Source organism: Pantoea sp. App145 (genome assembly GCF_047947045.1).
Taxonomy (GTDB): Bacteria; Pseudomonadota; Gammaproteobacteria; order Enterobacterales; family Enterobacteriaceae; genus Pantoea.
The window spans coordinates 1359372-1378509 of sequence record NZ_CP133290.1 but is presented as its reverse complement, the minus strand read 5'-3'; the positions used below and the strand labels follow the sequence as shown (position 1 = coordinate 1378509).

The window sequence follows — 19138 nt, the reverse complement described above, 5'->3', positions numbered from 1 at the left end:
AATAAACTCAGCCTGACATTGGTAATGACGCATGATGTGGACAGACAACATGCGTCATACGGATGGTCGCATTACTGCACAGGCTTATGGTCTTCACTTCGAGTAAGGCCCTGAACAATGAACGTTTTCAGGGTGTGGCAGGTTAAGGGAAGGAATTAAGAGAGACAATAATAATGGTAGACAATAAGAAGCGCCCCGGAAAAGATCTGGACCGAATCGACCGCAACATCCTCAACGAATTGCAAAAGGATGGTCGTATTTCCAATGTTGAGCTTTCGAAACGTGTGGGCTTATCGCCGACGCCGTGTCTTGAGCGTGTTCGCCGCCTGGAACGTCAGGGTTTCATTCTTGGTTACACTGCACAACTCAACCCGCATTATCTCGATGCTTCACTGCTGGTGTTTGTTGAGATTACTCTGAATCGTGGCGCGCCCGATGTGTTTGAGCAATTTAACGCCGCCGTGCAAAAACTTGAGGAAACTCAAGAGTGTCACCTCGTTTCCGGTGACTTTGACTATCTGCTGAAAACCCGTGTGCCGGATATGTCAGCGTATCGTAAACTGTTGGGCGAAACCTTGCTGCGCCTGCCAGGCGTGAACGACACCCGCACCTATGTGGTAATGGAAGAGGTCAAACAGAGCAATCGTCTGGTGATCAAAACCCGTTAACGCAGGGCAGGTGCAAAACTTGCAGGATTTCGGTACACTCCTGTGAATTCATACAGGACCAGCGTCGGGCGTGCCCGACGCTGTTGCCTTCTTAATTTACAGGCACCTGGAGAGTTCTCTTGAGCCAGGAATATACAGAAGACAAAGACGTTTCATTACAACCGCTGAGCAGCGGACGTCGGCTGCTTGAAGCGTTGCTCATCCTTGTGGCCTTATTCGCCATCTATCTGATGGTTTCTTTGGTCAGTTTTAACCCTTCCGATCCCAGTTGGTCGCAGACGGCCTGGCACGAGCCTATCCATAATTTGGGTGGCAGCGTGGGGGCATGGCTGGCTGATACCTTGCTGTTTATCTTCGGCGTGATGGCCTATGCCATTCCTCCGGTGATCATCGGCTTATGCTGGATAACCTTCCGTCAGCGCGATCGCCACGACTACATCGACTACTTTGCCGTTGGGCTACGTCTGATTGGTGTGCTGGCGCTGGTGGTCACCACCTGTGGTCTGGCGGCACTGAATGCTGACGATATCTGGTATTTCGCCTCCGGTGGCGTGATCGGCAGTCTGATCAGCAACGCCATGGCACCCTGGTTCAGCTCGGCAGGCGGTACCTTAACGCTGCTGTGCGTGTGGGCTGCGGGCATTACGCTGTATACCGGATGGTCATGGCTGACGATTGCCGAAAGAATTGGTGGCGTGGTGATGGGGGTGCTGACGTTTGCCAGCAATCGCTCCCGTCATGATGAACCCTGGCAGGAAGATGATGAGTATGAGGACGAAGATGAACGTCAGCAGGCGGATGACGTTGTTCCGCCGCTGCGTGCCGCTGCGTCTGATGACGATGATGTGCTGCTGGCTAAACCCCGTAAGGTGAATGAAGCGCCACTGGCCGATGTGCAGGATGATCCGTTGCTGGCAAAAGCCAGTGCCGCGACGGCTGCCGCCATTGCCGTGAGCAGTGAAGCCGCTTTGCAGGAGCCGCAGGTTGCGCCAGCGGCTCCGCTCCAGCCAGCAGAAACAGCTGCGCCGCAGCCTGTGACGCAACCCGTACAGCCGACGCAGCCTGCTCCGGTAGTCCCCGTCGCAGCACCTCAGCCGCCGTTGTATCGGTTTGAGGTTCCTGCTGAGACACCCGCATTCTCCCCGGTGGATGACGATGATGGTCCACAGATGGGTAACTGGCAGGATGCTGCGCAGGTCCCGTCAGCGCTGAACACCACGGCCAGCGCCGCCCTGGCTGCCGGAGCTGTCAAGGCCGCATCATCCAGTGCGCCTTACATGCCAGCGTTCGATGTGGTGCCGGAGCGTGATTACAATCCGCAGGTTAAACAGGGTATTGGCCCGGAACTGCCACGTCCGAATCCGGTGAAACTGCCGACACGACGTGAACTGGCATCCTATGGTATCAAACTGCCGTCGCAGCGGATGGCGGAAGAGAAAGCCAGAGAGACAGAGCAGCCGGTGTCGTCACCTGTGCTGGATCAGCTTGCGGCTGATGATGCAGAAGCTTTGCAGCAGGCGCAGTTGCGTGATGCTTTCCAGTCACAGCAACAGCAGCGTTATGGCGAAAGCTGGCACACGGAAGCCGCAGCGGAAGACGAAGAAGCGTTGCAACAGGCACAGCTGGCGCGCCAGTTTGCTGAGCAGCAGCAACAGCGTTATGGGGAAGAAAAAGCGCCTGAGCCTGATGACGGACCGGTATTTAACCTCGATACCTCGTCAGCGTTTGATTTCTCACCGATGAAAGATCTGGTGGATGACAGCCCGGCTGAGCCGTTGTTCACCATCGCGGCGACACCGGAACCCGAAGTTCCTGCGCCTACACAGTGGCAACAACCGGTTGCGCCGCAGCCACAGGTGGAGACTTCCTTTGATGAGGAAAGCAGCCCGTGGTCCGCTGCTGAGCCTGAACCCACTGTGGAAGAGCAACCCGCGAAACCGGTGCAGGATAGCTTGTTCCATCCGTTCCTGGTTCGCCATGAACAGCCGCTGGAGCGTCCTTCTACGCCGCTGCCGACCCTCGATCTGCTGACGCAGCCGCCAGCGGAAGAGGAACCGGTGGATATGTTTGCGCTGGAGCAGACGGCGCGTCTGGTGGAAGCCCGTCTGGCGGATTATCGCGTCAAAGCGGAAGTGGTGGGGATCTCTCCGGGTCCGGTCATCACCCGTTTTGAACTGGATTTGGCTCCGGGCGTTAAAGCCGCGCGTATCTCCAACCTGTCGCGCGATCTGGCCCGTTCGCTTTCCGCTGTGGCAGTGCGTGTGGTGGAAGTGATTCCTGGCAAGCCCTATGTGGGTCTGGAACTGCCGAACAAACATCGCCAGACGGTTTATCTGCGCGAAGTGCTGGATTGTGCCAAATTCCGTGACAATCCTTCGCCGCTGGCGGTGGTGCTGGGGAAAGACATTGCCGGCCAGCCGGTGGTGGCCGATCTGGCTAAAATGCCGCATTTGCTGGTAGCCGGTACTACCGGTTCGGGTAAATCCGTCGGCGTTAACGCCATGATTATCAGCATGCTGTATAAAGCCACGCCAGAAGAAGTGCGCTTTATCATGATCGACCCGAAAATGCTGGAGCTTTCCGTATACGAAGGCATTCCGCATCTGCTGACGGAAGTGGTCACCGACATGAAAGACGCCGCCAATGCGTTGCGCTGGAGTGTGGGTGAGATGGAACGGCGTTATAAGCTGATGTCGGCGCTTGGCGTGCGTAACCTTGCCGGTTACAACGAAAAAGTCGAGCAGGCTGAAGCGATGGGGCGTCCGATTCCCGATCCGTTCTGGAAACCGGGCGACAGCATGGATATCACGCCTCCGGTTCTGGAAAAACTGCCTTACATCGTGGTGATGGTCGATGAATTTGCTGACCTGATGATGGCGGTTGGCAAGAAAGTGGAAGAACTGATAGCCCGTCTGGCTCAGAAAGCGCGTGCGGCAGGCATCCACTTAGTGCTGGCAACCCAGCGTCCGTCGGTGGATGTGATTACCGGGTTAATCAAAGCTAACATCCCGACACGTATCGCCTTTACCGTATCGAGTAAAATTGACTCGCGTACCATCCTCGATCAGGGCGGTGCGGAATCGCTGCTGGGGATGGGTGACATGCTGTATATGCCGCCTAACTCGTCGCTGCCGATGCGTGTCCACGGCGCGTTTGTGCGCGACCAGGAAGTGCATGCCGTCGTGCAGGACTGGAAAGCGCGTGGACGACCGCAGTATATCGATAGCATTACCGCGGGCGAAGAGAGTGAAGGTGGTGGGGCTGGTCTGGAAGGTGACGAAGAGCTGGATCCGCTGTTCGATCAGGCGGTGGCTTTTGTGGTGGAGAAACGCCGTGCCTCGATCTCGGGTGTCCAGCGCCAGTTCCGTATCGGTTATAACCGTGCTGCGCGCATTATCGAACAGATGGAAGCGCAGGGCATTGTGTCCGAACCCGGACATAACGGTAACCGTGAGGTGCTGTCGCCACCACCGCATGAGATGTAACTCTATGTAGTACCAACGTTAATCCCGGGCCAGTATTTACTGGCCCATTGTTTATCTGGCAGTCGATCCCCATATCAACGGGAGTTTTCGGCTTTTTCTCCTGTCGAACAGACAGTGCGGCAACTACGTTTTATGCAGTAAGTGTCGGGAAACAATGAATAAGGAATCGAATCAGATGAAATTACGCGTTATTGCCTGTGGTCTGCTGGCCTCTTTTCTTTCTGCTTCCGTGCTGGCGGATGCGTCCAGTGATTTGCAGCAGCGTCTGAATAAAGTGAGCAGCTTCCATGCCAGTTTCAGCCAGAAAGTCACCGATGGTAGCGGTGCGAATGTGCAGGATGGAGAAGGCGAACTGTGGGTCAAACGTCCGAGCCTGTTTAACTGGCATATGACGGCTCCGGATGAGAGCGTGATCATTTCCGATGGTAAAACGCTGTGGTTCTATAATCCCTTTGTGGAACAGGTCAGTGCCAGCTGGTTGAAGAATGCCACCAGCAACACGCCGTTTATGCTGATTGCCCGTAACCAGCCGAGTGACTGGAAGCAATATAACATTAAGCAGCAGGGCGATAATTTTGAGCTGACGCCAAAAAGCAGCGACGGTAATCTCAAGCAATTCACCATTACGGTAACGCCGTCAGGCACTATTAATCAGTTCAGTGCAATTGAGCAGGATGGCCAGCGCAGCAGCTATCAGCTGAAAAGCCAGACCAATGGTGCTATCAGCCCGGACAAATTCACCTTTACGCCGCCTAAAGGGGTAACGGTAGACGATCAACGTCAGTGAGGTCACGGTGAGTAACCTTTCCCTGGATTTCTCCTCCAGTAATGAATTTCAGCCACTGGCCGCGCGTATGCGGCCGGTGACGTTGCAGCAATACATCGGTCAGCAACATTTACTGGCACCCGGTAAACCGCTGCCGCGCGCGATTGAAGCGGGCCATCTGCATTCGATGATTCTGTGGGGGCCGCCAGGGACGGGGAAAACGACACTGGCAGAGATTATCGGACATTACGGCAAAGCCGATGTCGAGCGTATCTCTGCGGTGACCTCCGGGGTGAAAGAGATTCGCGAAGCGATTGAACGTGCCCGGCAAAATCGTCAGGTCGGTCGTCGCACTATCCTGTTCGTGGATGAGGTGCATCGCTTTAATAAAAGCCAGCAGGATGCGTTTTTACCGCATATCGAAGATGGCACCATCACCTTTATTGGTGCCACCACGGAAAACCCCTCGTTTGAACTGAACTCGGCGCTACTGTCGCGGGCGCGTGTCTATCTGCTGAAATCGTTAACCACGGCGGATATTGAGCAGGTTCTGCAGCAGGCAATGCAGGACAAGGAACGAGGCTATGGCAACAGCGACATTTTGCTGCCGGACAATACCCGGCGCATGATTGCCGAGCTGGTGAATGGTGATGCACGTCGGGCGCTGAACACGCTGGAGATGATGTCCGATATGGCGGAGATCAATGCTCAGGGCCAACGCGAGCTGACGCCACAGCTACTTAATGAGGTCTCGGGTGAGCGGGCTGCGCGCTTTGATAATAAAGGCGACCGTTTTTATGATCTGATTTCCGCCTTGCATAAGTCGGTACGGGGTTCCGCGCCGGATGCGGCATTGTATTGGTATGCGCGGATTATCACCGCCGGTGGCGATCCGCTGTATGTGGCGCGTCGCCTGCTGGCGATCGCCTCAGAGGATGTCGGTAATGCCGATCCACGTGGGATGCAGGTGGCGATTGCTGCCTGGGATTGTTTTACCCGCGTAGGACCAGCCGAAGGCGAGCGGGCCATCGCCCAGGCCATTGTTTATCTGGCGAGTGCGCCCAAAAGTAATGCTGTCTATACCGCCTTCAAAGCGGCGATGCATGATGCGCGTGAGTTCCCTGATTACGATGTTCCTGAGCATCTGCGCAACGCACCCACCAGGTTGATGAAAGAGATGGGGCTGGGTAAAGAGTATCGCTACGCCCATGACGAACCGAATGCGTTCGCCGCAGGTGAAGTTTACTTCCCACCGGAAATGGCACAAACACGCTACTATCATCCCACCAACCGTGGGCTTGAAGGGAAAATTGGCGAAAAACTCGCCTGGCTGGCTGAACAGGATCAAAATAGCCCGATAAAACGCTACCGCTCCTAAAGACGTTACGGTAAGGTGAGCAAGGAATTCAATGCATTCCAGAGGGATGCATCCCTTCATTCGTTCAATCAACCTTAATTACACAGGATAAGCATGCTCGATCCCAATCTGCTGCGTAACGAGCCAGACGCAGTCGCAGAAAAACTGGCACGCCGGGGATTTAAACTGGATTTGGAAACGCTGCGCTCCCATGAAGAGCGTCGTAAAGTATTGCAGGTCGAAACTGAAAATCTGCAGGCTGAGCGTAACTCCCGATCCAAATCCATCGGTCAGGCCAAAGCCCGTGGGGAAGACATCGAGCCGCTGCGTCAGGAAGTGAACGCGCTGGGCGAACGCCTGGATGCTGCTAAAGCAGAACTGGATGCCCTGCAGAACGAAATCCGTGATTTTGCGCTGGCACTGCCAAACCTGCCGGCAGACGAAGTCCCGCTGGGTAAAGATGACACCGAAAACCTCGAAGTTGCACGCTGGGGTGAACCACGCAAGTTTGATTTCCAGGTCAAAGATCATGTGGAGCTAGGTGAGCAGGCGAAAGGATTAGATTTCGCGTCGGCGGTGAAACTGACCGGCTCACGTTTTGTGGTCATGCAGGGTCAGATTGCCCGTCTGCATCGCGCCCTGAGCCAGTTTATGCTTGATCTGCATACCCAGCAGCACGGTTATCTGGAGACCTATGTGCCTTACCTGGTTAACCAGGACACGCTGTATGGCACTGGTCAGCTGCCGAAGTTTGGTGGAGACCTGTTCCATACCAAACCGCTGGATGAAGAAGCGGGCAGCAGCAACTACGCGCTGATTCCGACGGCGGAAGTGCCGCTGACCAACCTGGTCCGCGATGAAATCGTCGAAGAAGAAAACCTGCCGCTTAAACTGACTGCACATACGCCATGCTTCCGTTCTGAAGCGGGTTCTTATGGCCGTGATACGCGTGGTTTGATCCGTATGCACCAGTTCGACAAAGTGGAGATGGTGCAGATTGTGGCACCGGAAACCTCCATGCAGGCGCTGGAAGAACTGGTCGGTCATGCCGAGAAAGTGCTGCAACTGCTGAATCTGCCATACCGTAAAGTGCTGCTGTGCACCGGTGATATGGGCTTTGGTTCCACCAAAACCTATGATCTCGAAGTGTGGTTACCGGCTCAGAATACCTACCGTGAGATCTCCTCCTGCTCCAATATGTGGGATTTCCAGGCGCGTCGTATGCAGGCACGTTGCCGCAGTAAGACAGAAAAGAAACCTCGTCTGGTCCATACCCTGAACGGTTCTGGCCTGGCGGTAGGTCGTACGCTGGTTGCGGTGCTGGAAAACTACCAGCAGGCGGATGGTCGTATTGAAGTGCCTGAAGTTCTGCGTCCTTATATGGGCGGCATTGAATTTATTGGTTAATCTTCCGCTGTATTTAAAAACCCGGTTATGCCGGGTTTTTTTATTTCTGAAGTACAAAGCGGTTTAATCTTTGCCGCGGATTAATCAGAAATAAACGTTATCGATACTATCCCGCCTCTGTTGCCTAAAAATATGCAAATTCATAGAGATAGCCAAACGGTAGAGAATGTTCTTTCGTACTCTAACTAACTGAAGATAAAAAAATTAAATTGTTCAGCAGCAAAATGTGCGGCGGCTTTTTTTTGCACATTGACTTTAAAATAGCGAATGGCAAACTGCGCGCAATTCTCTCCAATTCTTTGGTTTTTATCCCTATGTCAACCTGGTCGCGCCCCGTCCTGCTGCTGCTTTGCGGTTTGCTGCTTCTGACGGTGTCTATTGCTGTGCTTAATACGCTGGTGCCGTTATGGCTGACGCATGATCAACTGCCGACCTGGCAGGTGGGGATGGTCAGTTCATCGTATTATACCGGTAACCTGGCAGGCACTCTGCTCGCTGGCTGGTTGATCACGCATTACGGTTTTAACCGTTGTTACTATCTGGCGACCGTGCTGTTTGCCGTTGCGACGGTGGGGATGGTACTGTTGGATGGTTTCTACAGCTGGACTTTGCTGCGTTTTGTCGCTGGTGTTGGCTGTGCGCTGATGTGGGTAGTGGTTGAAAGCGCCTTGTTGTGCAGTGGCACGGTGCGCAATCGCGGCCAGCTGCTGGCTGCGTATATGATCATTTATTATCTTGGCACCGTTGCCGGACAATTGCTGGTCAGCCGGGTATCGACCGAACTGCTGCATGTCATTCCGTGGGTCACGGCGCTGGTGTTGTGTGCGGTGCTGCCGGTGGTGTTTGTGCGCGTCAATGCCGGTGCTGCCAGCGAAGACGCTTCACCGGGTCGCATCTGGCCAATGTTGCGTCGCCGCAGCTCCCGCCTCGGTATTAACGGCTGCATTATTTCCGGTATTGTGCTGGGTTCACTTTACGGCCTGATGCCGCTGTATCTTGCTCATCAGGGCATGAGCGATGCGACTGTCGGGTACTGGATGGCGTTGCTGGTGAGTTCAGGCATTGTGGGGCAGTGGCCGGTTGGCCGTCTGGCCGACCGCTTCGGTCGTCTGCTGGTGCTGCGTGTTCAGGTATTTGTGGTGATTCTGGGCGCGATTGCCATGCTCAGCGATGCCGCCATGGCTCCGGCGTTGTTCGTGTTGGGTCTGGCGGGATTTACGCTGTATCCGGTGGCAATGTCCTGGGCGTGTGAAACGGTCCCGCATCATGAACTGGTGGCAATGAACCAGGCGCTGTTATTCAGCTACACCATTGGCAGCCTGGTGGGGCCGGGTATGACGGCGATGCTGATGCAAAGCTACTCTGACCGTCTGCTGTTTGTGATGATTGCAGTGGTCGCGCTGGTTTATCTGGTGATGTTGCTGCGTAAGGCGGATCATCATGCCACGCCGGTGGCCCACGCCTAAAGCATACGTTGTGGCGGCGCAATTGACTGCGCCGCTACGATTTAATACATCACCTGATGCCCATAGCCGGTGAGAATATTCTTCACCCGTTCCATGGTCTCTTTGCTGGGCGGTTTTACCCCTTCCAGTTTGTACTCTTCACCCATGGCGATCCATTTATGCTTACCTAATTCGTGGTAAGGCAACAGTTCGATCTTTTCAATGTTATCCATGTCTTTGGTAAATTCTCCCAGCCGATGGACTGAATCGTCATTATCGGAATAGCCGGGAACCACCACAAAGCGAATCCATGTGCGGATACCTTTCTTCTGCAAATAGTGGGCAAAATCCAGCGTACGGTGGTTGGAAACACCTACCAGAATCTGATGAATATCGTCATTGATTTGTTTCAGGTCGAGCATCACCAGATCGGTCACTTCGAGTAACTCATCGATGACCGGATCGTAGCGACGCACAAAACCATTGGTATCCAGACAGGTATTTATTCCCTCGGCCCGACAGGCGCGGAACCAGTCACGCACGAACTCTGCCTGCAGGATAGCCTCGCCGCCGGATGCCGTGACACCGCCGCCAGAGGCATTCATAAAGTGCCGATACGCCAGCACATCTTTCATCAGCTCCTCAACGGTCACCTCTTTACCACCGTGAGTATCCCAGGTATCACGATTGTGGCAGTAGAGGCAGCGCATCAGGCAGCCCTGGAAGAAGGTAATAAAGCGGATGCCTGGGCCGTCAACGGTGCCGCAGGATTCAAAGGAGTGGATACGACCGATGGTTGACATTGCGATGAGTTCTCCGGTTAGCCTGAAATCAGGCGGCACAATCTTTGTTGTGCTCTGAGGTTTAAGTCGGTTTTGCCAGCGTGCCTGAGATAAGCCTTCTGGCAAAACGACCTGGAGAAAAGGCTCCCGCAGGAGCCTTTTATTACCGGAATGAATTACAGGGACTTGGTGAAAGTACGGGTAATCACATCCTGTTGCTGCTCTTTAGTCAGCGAGTTAAAACGTACTGCGTAACCTGAAACACGGATGGTCAGCTGCGGATATTTCTCCGGATGATCCATCGCATCCAGCAACATTTCGCGGTTCATCACGTTAACGTTCAGGTGCTGGCCGCCCTCAATGGTGTTGGCTTCATGGTGGAAGTAACCATCCATCAGGCCAGCAAGGTTAGCTTTACGTACGTTGTCGTCTTTGCCCAGCGCATTCGGCACGATGGAGAAGGTATAAGAGATACCATCTTTGGCGTAGGCGAACGGCAGTTTCGCGACGGAAGTCAGTGAAGCCACTGCACCTTTCTGGTCACGTCCGTGCATCGGGTTAGCACCCGGTCCGAACGGTGCACCGGCACGACGACCATCCGGGGTGTTACCGGTTTTCTTACCATAAACCACGTTAGAGGTAATGGTCAGCACAGACTGAGTCGGTACGGCGTTGCGATAGGTTGCCAGTTTCTGAATTTTTTTCATGAAACGTTCAACCAGGTCACAGGCCATGTCATCGACGCGGGCATCGTTGTTACCGAACTGCGGATACTCACCTTCGATTCCGAAATCAACAGCCAGGCCGTCAGCATCACGCACCGGTTTCACTTTGGCGTATTTGATGGCTGACAGGGAGTCAGCAGCCACAGACAGACCAGCGATACCACATGCCATAGTACGGTAAACATCGCGGTCATGCAGTGCCATCAGTGAGGCTTCGTAGCTGTATTTGTCGTGCATGAAATGGATGATGTTCAGGGCGGTGACATACTGTTTTGCCAGCCAGTCCATGAAGTGATCCATGCGCGCCATTACGGTATCGAATTCCAGCACGTCATCAGTGATTGGCGTTTCTTTCGGGCCAACCTGCATTTTCAGTTTTTCATCAACGCCGCCGTTGATTGCGTACAGCAGGGTTTTTGCCAGGTTAGCACGGGCACCGAAGAACTGCATTTGTTTACCGATAACCATCGGGCTAACACAACAGGCGATGGCATAGTCATCGTTGTTGAAGTCAGGGCGCATCAGGTCATCATTTTCATATTGCAGTGATGAGGTATCGATGGAAACTTTGGCCGCGTATTTTTTAAAGTTAATCGGCAGTTTTTCTGACCACAGAATGGTCATGTTAGGTTCCGGTGATGGACCCATGGTGTACAGCGTGTTCAGGAAACGGAAGGTGCTTTTGGTCACCAGAGTACGGCCATCAACGCCCATACCAGCCAGAGACTCAGTTGCCCAGATTGGGTCACCAGAAAACAGTTCATCGTATTCCGGAGTACGCAGGAAACGCACCATACGCAGTTTCATGACCAGATGGTCAATCAGTTCCTGAGCTTCATCTTCGGTCAGTTTGCCAGCTTTGATGTCACGTTCAATGTACACATCGAGGAAGGTAGACACACGGCCAAACGACATGGCGGCACCGTTCTGTGATTTAACCGCAGCCAGGTAGCCAAAATAGGTCCACTGTACGGCTTCCTGCGCATTAGTGGCAGGCACAGAGATGTCGCAACCATATTTCGCTGCCATCTCTTTAATCTGACCCAGCGCACGATGCTGTTCAGAAATTTCTTCACGCAGACGGATAGTGGCTTCCAGATTGACGCCGTTTTCCATATCGCTTTGCAGAGAGTTGAACTGTGCAACTTTGTCTTTCATCAGATAGTCGATGCCGTAAAGTGCGACACGACGATAGTCACCAATGATACGACCACGACCATAGGCATCCGGCAGACCGGTCAGAACACCGGATTTACGGCAGCGCAGAATGTCCGGGGTATAGACATCAAACACGCCCTGGTTATGGGTTTTACGGTAATCAGTGAAGATTTTTTTCAGTGATGGATCCAGTTCGCGGCCATAAACCTTACAGGAGCCTTCCACCATTTTGATGCCGCCAAACGGAATAATGGCACGTTTCAGCGGCGCTTCAGTTTGCAGACCAACGATTTTTTCCAGTGACTTGTTGATGTAACCGGCATCGTGCGCAGTGATGGTTGAAGCGAGGTCGGTATCAAAGTCGACAGGTGCGTGAGTGCGGTTTTCGATTTTGATGCCTTCCAGCACGTTATCCCACAGTTTAGTGGTTGCCGGAGTTGCACTTGCGAGGAATGACTCGTCGCCTTCATAGGGGGTGTAGTTTTTCTGGATGAAGTCGCGTACGTTGACATTGTTCTGCCATTCGCCCGCGCTAAATCCTTCCCAGGCTGACGCCATTTTTTCATTCAGTTCGGTCATGATATACCTGCCTTATTTAGGGAGACTTTGACGTTCAGCGCGCGATGCGCGCCCGTACTAATTTCTTGCTTAATGCACCGGGTCATCACCACGCAGATAGATAACCCAGTAGGTCAAACCGACTAACAACCCACCACCTATGATGTTGCCAATGGTTACAGGAATAAGGTTGTCGACAATAAAGTTACCGACACTGAGCGCCGGGAATTGTGATGCACTGGCGCCCGCCATCTGCCAGAACTCAGGGCTGGCGAAATCACGGATGACGATAGCCATCGGAATTAAAAACATGTTAGCAATGCTGTGCTCAAAGCCGCTGGCAACGAACATGGCTACCGGCAAAATCATTGCCATCATTTTGTCCAGCAGACTGCGGCCGGAATAACTCATCCACACGGCCAGGCAGACCATCAGGTTGGCGAGGGTGCCAAGGCTGACTGCCTCAATAAAGGTATGGTGCATTTTATGGTCGGCAGTTTGCAGCACATTCAGACCCCAGGCACCGTTAGCAACCATGTGCTCACCAGAGAGCCAGATAAGAACCACAAAAAATATCGCACCGATCAGGTTGCCGACATACACATTCAGCCAGTTACGGGCCAGCTGGCCCCAAGTGATACGACCACTGGCTTTCGCCACCACAATCAGCACGGTTGAGGTGAAGAGGTCCGCACCACAAACGACCACCAGCATCAATCCCAGAGAGAAGCAGATACCGCCAATCAGTTTTGCCATTCCATAAGGCATAGCACCACTGCCGGTGGTGGCGGTGATATAGAACACAAAAGCGATAGAAATGAATACGCCAGCGGTAATGGCAAGAAAGAAGGTGGTTAGGGGGTGTTTTGTTGCTTTGTAGACCCCGGCATCTTCAGCAACCTTTGCCATTGCAGCCGGTAATAATGAATTAAACGGGTTGTCAGTTTTCACACTAACGCTCTCCAGGAATTATCTGGGATTAATACTAACAAAGGAGTATAGGTCAGGAATTGATGTGGATCATATTTGCCTGGAGACCAGGCAACCTGAAGTGATTTTTAACGAAGAAAATTAAGATAACTTATTGAATTTATTTGTTTAAATATTTTTTAAAATATACAGGTATTGTTGAAGGTGACATCTGGAATGATACGAAATTGTTATCGATGAGCCTCTGCAGGGATACAAAAATGTGACTTAGTGATGGCGAGAAATTAACCGTTGCCGACGGTTATAAAAAAGGCACTGATTTCATTCAGTGCCTTTTTATCCGTTAGCCGGTGTTTATTGCAAAATAATGATATTTATTTTGCCGACCAGTAACGCCGTTTAGCAGCCTGCAATTTTTCATAGGCAGCAAGCAGGGATTGGTGCGCCGGGAAGGCTTTTAAATCCAGGTCTACTGCCTGCAGGCCATGGAAAGGTGCCTCACCGCTGATGGCAGCAGAAGCAGCGTCAACGGCAGCTTCGCCATACATACGAATGAATGCACGATGGTACTGTACAGGATCGCGTTCATCTTCCATCGCCAGCAGCAACAGCGTTTGCAGGCAGCGGTAGTAGTTAGCACGCTCTGCGCTGAAGATGGACTGGTTGAATTCCATCGTCCATTCCGTCCAGATCAGCGCCTGATCCAGGTCACCACCGGCCAGTGCCAGCATGGCTTTCAGTTCGCCAATACGCAGCGTATACCAGCCGTTATCTTTGCCGGTTGCCAGACCCAGCAGTTCGCGCACACGGGTGAAGTCATCATGACCTTCATCATCCAGCTGGGTGATCAGCTCCAGATAGGCCTCAGGTTCCCACTGGCTTTCCGGCAGTGCCAGCAGCGTTTCACGCAGCGGAGCGCCCATGCTATTGTTGGCCAGCAGCAGGTCTTCAGCCGGATAGATATCCGACATGCCCGGTACGATGATGCGGCAGGCATAGACGCTCAGATGTTCGTAGTCCGCGATGTACACTTCTTTATCTTCAGCGCGGAAAATCGCCATCAGGGTGTCAAATTCTTCCTGCGTGGTACCGGCGAAGCTCCAGTCAACAAACGGATAATCCGCTTCGTCTTTGAACATATCCCAGGAGATCAGACCACTGGAATCGATAAAGTGGGTTTCCAGGTTGGCATGTTCCGCCACTTCTTCGTCATCAAAGGTTGGCGGAGTGAAGACGTCGAGATCCTTCAGGCTGCGGCCCTGCAACAGTTCGGTAACGGTACGCTCCAGCGCGACGCCAAAATCAGGATGTGCACCAAAAGAAGCGAAACAGGTGCCATTCTCCGGGTTGAACAACACGACACAAATAACCGGATAGTTACCGCCGAGTGACGCATCATAGGCGAAGATCGGGAAGCCTTCTGTTTCCAGGCGCGCGATGGCCTCGATCACACCAGGATAACGCTGCATCACTGCGTCAGGAATTTCCGGCAGGCTAATGGACTCAGCAATGATGCGGTTTTTGATATGACGCTCAAAAACTTCTGACAAACCCTGTACGCGGGCTTCGTTTGCGGTATTACCCGCTGACATGCCGTTTGAAACATACAGGTTGCCGATAATATTCATCGGGATATAGACCGTTTGCTGATCCGACTGACGGGTAAAGGGCAGGCCACAAATACCCCGTTCCGCATTACCGGATTGCAGATCGATCAGTTCGCTGGCGCTCAGGCTATCGTCAGGATCATAGAATTTGCGCAGACGGGCGTCGAGAATACCTTCTGGCAGGCTATCGTCATCTGGCAGCGCGAACCACTTCTCGTTGGGGTAGTGAACAAATTCGCCGTTGGCGATGGATTCACCCAGCCAGAAGTCAGCAAAAAAGTAGTTGGTTGAGAGGCGCTCGAAGTATTCGCCCAGCGCGGAAGCCAGCGCTGCCTTTTTACTGGCACCTTTACCGTTGGTAAAGCACAGCGGGCAGTCGCGATCGCGAATATGTACTGACCATACATGCGGAACCGGGTTCAGCCACGAAGCTTCTTCGATGTTGAATCCTAAATCCTGCAATTTGTGCTGGAAGCGTGAAATGGAGTCTTCCAGTGCGGCGTCTTTACCTGGAATAAAAGTTTGCGTCATGATGGCGCTCTCTAAGTCAATGAGGTGGGCGTAAAGCGCGCAATAGTACGGGTTTTGCGCGGCCAGCGCTATACCCGCATATTACAGGCTTCAGGTGTGCTGGCTGTCATCCGATTTTACTTCGCCGATAAACCTCACAATATTCCATTGCGGATTGCATTTATGACATAAGCTGTCGCCGGGCTGGCTCTGGAAATGTGATCGCGGATGGATTAGTGATTGCAGCCACCCGGAGGCAATGATAAAACCGGTAGGGTATTCATAACCGTTCGATATGACAGTGGTGAGGGGAAATGACGCAGGTTTACAATTTTAGCTCCGGTCCAGCGATGCTGCCGGTTGAAGTGCTCCGTCGTGCAGAACAAGAACTGACAAACTGGCACGGGTTAGGCACCTCGGTGATGGAAATCAGTCACCGTAGTAAAGAGTTTATTCAGGTCGCGGAAGAGGCTGAGAAGGACTTTCGCGATCTGCTGAAAATCCCCGCCAACTACAAAGTTTTATTCTGCCATGGCGGCGCGCGTGCACAGTTTGCTGCCATCCCCGGCAACCTGCTTGGTGCAGCGAAAAGCGCAGATTACATCGATGGCGGTTACTGGGCGCACAGCGCCATCAAAGAGGCTGAGAAATTCTGCTCGCCGAATACCATCGATGTAAAAACCACCCGCGACGGCAAACGTGCCATTCTGCCCATGCATGAATGGCAGTTGAGTGATGATGCGGCTTATGTCCACTTTTGCCCGAACGAAACCATTGACGGTATCGCGATTGATGAACAGCCGGACTTTGGTGACAAAGTTGTCGTGGCTGACTACTCGTCAACCATCCTGTCTCGTCCGATTGATGTCAGCCGTTATGGTGTGATTTATGCCGGCGCACAGAAAAATATCGGCCCGGCTGGCCTGACTCTGGTTATCGTGCGTGAAGATTTGCTGGGTAAAGCTCACAGCTATGTGCCTTCCATCCTTGATTACAAGGTGCTGGCAGAAAACGATTCCATGTTTAACACCCCACCGACCTTCGCGTGGTATCTCTCCGGCCTGGTGTTCAAATGGCTGAAAGAGAAGGGTGGCGTTGCGGAAATGGACAAGCTGAACCAGGCGAAAGCGGACCTGCTTTACGGCGTGATCGATAACAGCAACTTCTATCGTAACGACGTTGCCGCTGAAAACCGTTCACGTATGAACGTACCTTTCCAGCTGGCGGATGCGGCGCTGGACAAAGTGTTTCTTGAAGAGTCACTGAAAGCGGGTTTGCATGCGCTGAAAGGCCACCGCGTGGTTGGCGGTATGCGTGCCTCCATCTACAATGCGATGCCGCTGGAAGGTGTTAAAGTTCTGACCGACTTTATGGTCGATTTTGAACGTCGCCACGGCTGATGATTTATTAGTACCAGTCTGACTGGTTTCAGGCCCCGTTTTCGGACGGGGTTTCGTCTTTTCTGGAGATTTGGTTTCACATGCAGGACTCCCTGACTTTACAACCGATTGCCCGCGTTGATGGCACGGTAAACTTACCGGGTTCAAAAAGCGTTTCTAACCGCGCGCTGCTGCTGGCTGCGCTGGCTAAAGGCACCACGCGCCTCACCAACCTGCTGGATAGCGATGATGTTAAGCATATGCTTAACGCGCTGAAAGCGCTGGGTGTGAGCTACACGCTGTCTGCGGATCGCACGGTCTGCATCGTGACCGGCAACGCAGGCCCTTTGCATTCAGACCAACCGCTGGAGCTGTTTCTCGGCAACGCAGGTACGGCTATGCGCCCGCTGGCGGCGGCATTGTGCCTGGGTCAGCAATCCATTGTGTTGACCGGTGAACCGCGCATGAAGGAACGTCCGATTGGACATCTGGTTGATGCACTGCGTCAGGGCGGAGCGAAAATTGATTATCTGGAGCAGACGGACTATCCACCTTTGCGCCTTAATGGTGGTTTCAATGGCGGTGAAGTCAGTGTCGATGGCAGCGTTTCAAGCCAGTTCCTGACGGCGTTATTGATGACGGCCCCGCTGGCCCAGCAGGACACCACGATCACCATTAAAGGTGAACTGGTATCGAAGCCGTATATCGACATTACCTTGCATCTGATGCGTTGCTTTGGTGTTGAAGTCGATAACCAGAATTACCAGCGCTTTGTCGTTAAAGGCCAGCAGCAGTATCAGTCACCGGGCGATTACCTGGTGGAAGGCGATGCATCATCCGCATCTTATTTCCTCGCGGCAGCCGCGATTAAAGGCGGCACTGTGCGTGTCACCGGCATTGGTCGTAATAGTGTGCAGGGCGATATTCGCTTTGCGGATGTGCTGGAGAAAATGGGCGCGGTGGTTGAGTGGGGGGATGATTACATCGCCTGCACGCGTGGTGCATTAAATGCCATCGATATGGATATGAACCATATCCCCGATGCCGCCATGACTATCGCTACCACGGCGCTGTTTGCGCAGGGCACCACCCTGATGCGTAACATCTACAACTGGCGAGTGAAAGAGACGGATCGTCTGGCAGCGATGGCGACTGAATTGCGTAAAGTCGGTGCTGAAGTTGAAGAAGGCCACGATTTTATTCGTATCACGCCGCCATCTCAGTTGCAGCACGCGGACATTGGGACTTACAACGACCACCGTATGGCGATGTGTTTCTCGTTGGTGGCGTTGTCGGACACGCCAGTGACCATCCTGGATCCGGGATGTACGGCGAAAACCTTCCCCGACTATTTTCAGCAACTGGCGAAAATCAGTCACAAGGCCTGATGCGTAGCAACCCGGTACATCATGTACCGGGTAACTCTGCTTTCTGCTGGCCCTGAGTTGCCACAAATTCCTCCGATTCTGTTCAAATTTATAACACTGTCTGCGCTAAGGGGTAACGAACCTCGCGCGGGCAGCGTATAATGCCGCGCAATCCAGACAGCCGTGCAGGCTGAAAATACGCATCCAGCAACAGGAGAAGACAATGACGGCAATTGCCCCGGTTATTACCATCGATGGGCCCAGTGGTGCAGGGAAGGGGACCTTGTGCAAAGCGATGGCGGAGTCGTTGCAGTGGCACTTGCTGGATTCTGGCGCTATATACCGCGTACTGGCATTGGCTGCGCTTCACCACCAGGTGAATATTGAGTCTGAAGAAGCGCTGGTACCGATGGCTGCGCATCTTGATGTGCGCTTTCTCTCCGTTGAGGGTGAGATGCAGGTGATCCTTGAAGGGGAAGATGTCACCGGGGAAATCCGCACCCAGGAAGTCAGCAACACGGCATCACGTGTGGCGGCATTTCCGCGTGTGCGTGAGGCGCTGTTGCGTCGTCAACGGGCGTTCCGTGAGGAACCTGGATTAATTGCTGATGGTCGCGATATGGGAACCGTTGTCTTCCCGGATGCACCAGTAAAAATCTTTCTTGATGCCAGTTCAGAAGAGCGTGCTCATCGCCGTATGCTACAGTTGCAGGAGAAGGGCTTTAGTGTTAACTTTGATCGCCTTTTAGCCGAGATAAAGGAACGCGACGACCGCGATCGTAACCGCGCCATCGCCCCTTTAGTGCCTGCAAATGATGCTCTGGTGCTGGATTCAACCAGTATGTCCATTGAGCAAGTGATTGAAAAAGCACTTGATTATGCCCGCCAAAAGCTGGGCATTTAATCTTTTCGGCAACCGAATTGTTATAACCCTGTACCACGGATCCGGTGCCGGGCATGTGAAACAACCCCATCCGACAATGACGTCAGGTGG

The 19138-nt window shown here is 53.2% G+C and carries 13 protein-coding genes; 9 read left to right on the top strand and 4 right to left on the bottom strand.

Annotated features, from left to right (window positions below):
* The first annotated feature begins 173 nt into the window (after positions 1-173).
* From lrp to RCF31_RS06230, 6 genes are all read left to right on the top strand, one after another.
* Positions 174-668 (top strand): leucine-responsive transcriptional regulator Lrp, encoded by a 495-nt coding sequence (gene lrp, locus RCF31_RS06255; protein ID WP_006118610.1) that lies wholly within the window; start codon positions 174-176, stop codon positions 666-668.
* 119 nt (positions 669-787) lie between these two features.
* Positions 788-4153 (top strand): DNA translocase FtsK 4TM domain-containing protein, encoded by a 3366-nt coding sequence (locus tag RCF31_RS06250; protein WP_416412844.1) that lies wholly within the window; start codon positions 788-790, stop codon positions 4151-4153.
* A gap of 175 nt (positions 4154-4328) precedes the next feature.
* Positions 4329-4940, top strand: a complete 612-nt coding sequence (gene lolA / locus RCF31_RS06245) for an outer membrane lipoprotein chaperone LolA (protein ID WP_299446207.1) — start codon at positions 4329-4331, stop codon at positions 4938-4940.
* A 7-nt stretch (positions 4941-4947) separates the two neighbouring features.
* Positions 4948-6297: a replication-associated recombination protein A gene (locus RCF31_RS06240; protein WP_299446204.1), complete on the top strand. Its 1350-nt coding sequence runs from the start codon at positions 4948-4950 to the stop codon at positions 6295-6297.
* Positions 6298-6390: 93 nt separating this feature from the next.
* Complete coding sequence (gene serS, locus RCF31_RS06235; protein ID WP_299446201.1) at positions 6391-7683, top strand: serine--tRNA ligase; 1293 nt, start codon at positions 6391-6393, stop codon at positions 7681-7683.
* A 314-nt stretch (positions 7684-7997) separates the two neighbouring features.
* Positions 7998-9149 carry an MFS transporter gene (locus RCF31_RS06230; RefSeq protein ID WP_208714504.1) on the top strand — a complete coding sequence of 384 codons (1152 nt, stop codon included), beginning with the start codon at positions 7998-8000 and terminating at the stop codon, positions 9147-9149.
* A gap of 41 nt (positions 9150-9190) precedes the next feature.
* On the opposite strand, the gene pflA is transcribed toward RCF31_RS06230, so the two are convergent.
* The 4 genes from pflA to ycaO form a co-directional block, all read right to left on the bottom strand.
* Positions 9191-9931, bottom strand: coding sequence for a pyruvate formate lyase 1-activating protein (pflA, locus tag RCF31_RS06225; protein WP_416412842.1), 741 nt, complete (start codon positions 9929-9931; stop codon positions 9191-9193).
* A 155-nt stretch (positions 9932-10086) separates the two neighbouring features.
* Positions 10087-12372 carry a formate C-acetyltransferase gene (gene pflB, locus RCF31_RS06220; RefSeq protein WP_416412840.1) on the bottom strand — a complete coding sequence of 762 codons (2286 nt, stop codon included), beginning with the start codon at positions 12370-12372 and terminating at the stop codon, positions 10087-10089.
* Positions 12373-12441: 69 nt separating this feature from the next.
* The gene (gene focA, locus RCF31_RS06215; protein ID WP_416412839.1) at positions 12442-13302 is read right to left on the bottom strand and encodes a formate transporter FocA; all 861 of its coding nucleotides are present in this window, start codon (positions 13300-13302) and stop codon (positions 12442-12444) included.
* 353 nt (positions 13303-13655) lie between these two features.
* Entirely contained in the window at positions 13656-15419 is a 1764-nt protein-coding gene (gene ycaO / locus RCF31_RS06210) for a 30S ribosomal protein S12 methylthiotransferase accessory factor YcaO (protein ID WP_416412838.1), read from the bottom strand.
* Between the two features lie 293 nt (positions 15420-15712).
* On the opposite strand from ycaO, the gene serC reads away from it, so the two are divergent.
* The 3 genes from serC (at position 15713) to cmk (ending at position 19048) form a co-directional block, all read left to right on the top strand.
* Positions 15713-16798, top strand: a complete 1086-nt coding sequence (gene serC / locus RCF31_RS06205) for a 3-phosphoserine/phosphohydroxythreonine transaminase (protein WP_416412837.1) — start codon at positions 15713-15715, stop codon at positions 16796-16798.
* 80 nt (positions 16799-16878) lie between these two features.
* Positions 16879-18165 carry a 3-phosphoshikimate 1-carboxyvinyltransferase gene (aroA, locus tag RCF31_RS06200; RefSeq protein ID WP_299446182.1) on the top strand — a complete coding sequence of 429 codons (1287 nt, stop codon included), beginning with the start codon at positions 16879-16881 and terminating at the stop codon, positions 18163-18165.
* Between the two features lie 202 nt (positions 18166-18367).
* Positions 18368-19048: a (d)CMP kinase gene (gene cmk, locus RCF31_RS06195; protein ID WP_299446179.1), complete on the top strand. Its 681-nt coding sequence runs from the start codon at positions 18368-18370 to the stop codon at positions 19046-19048.
* Positions 19049-19138 lie beyond the last annotated feature (90 nt).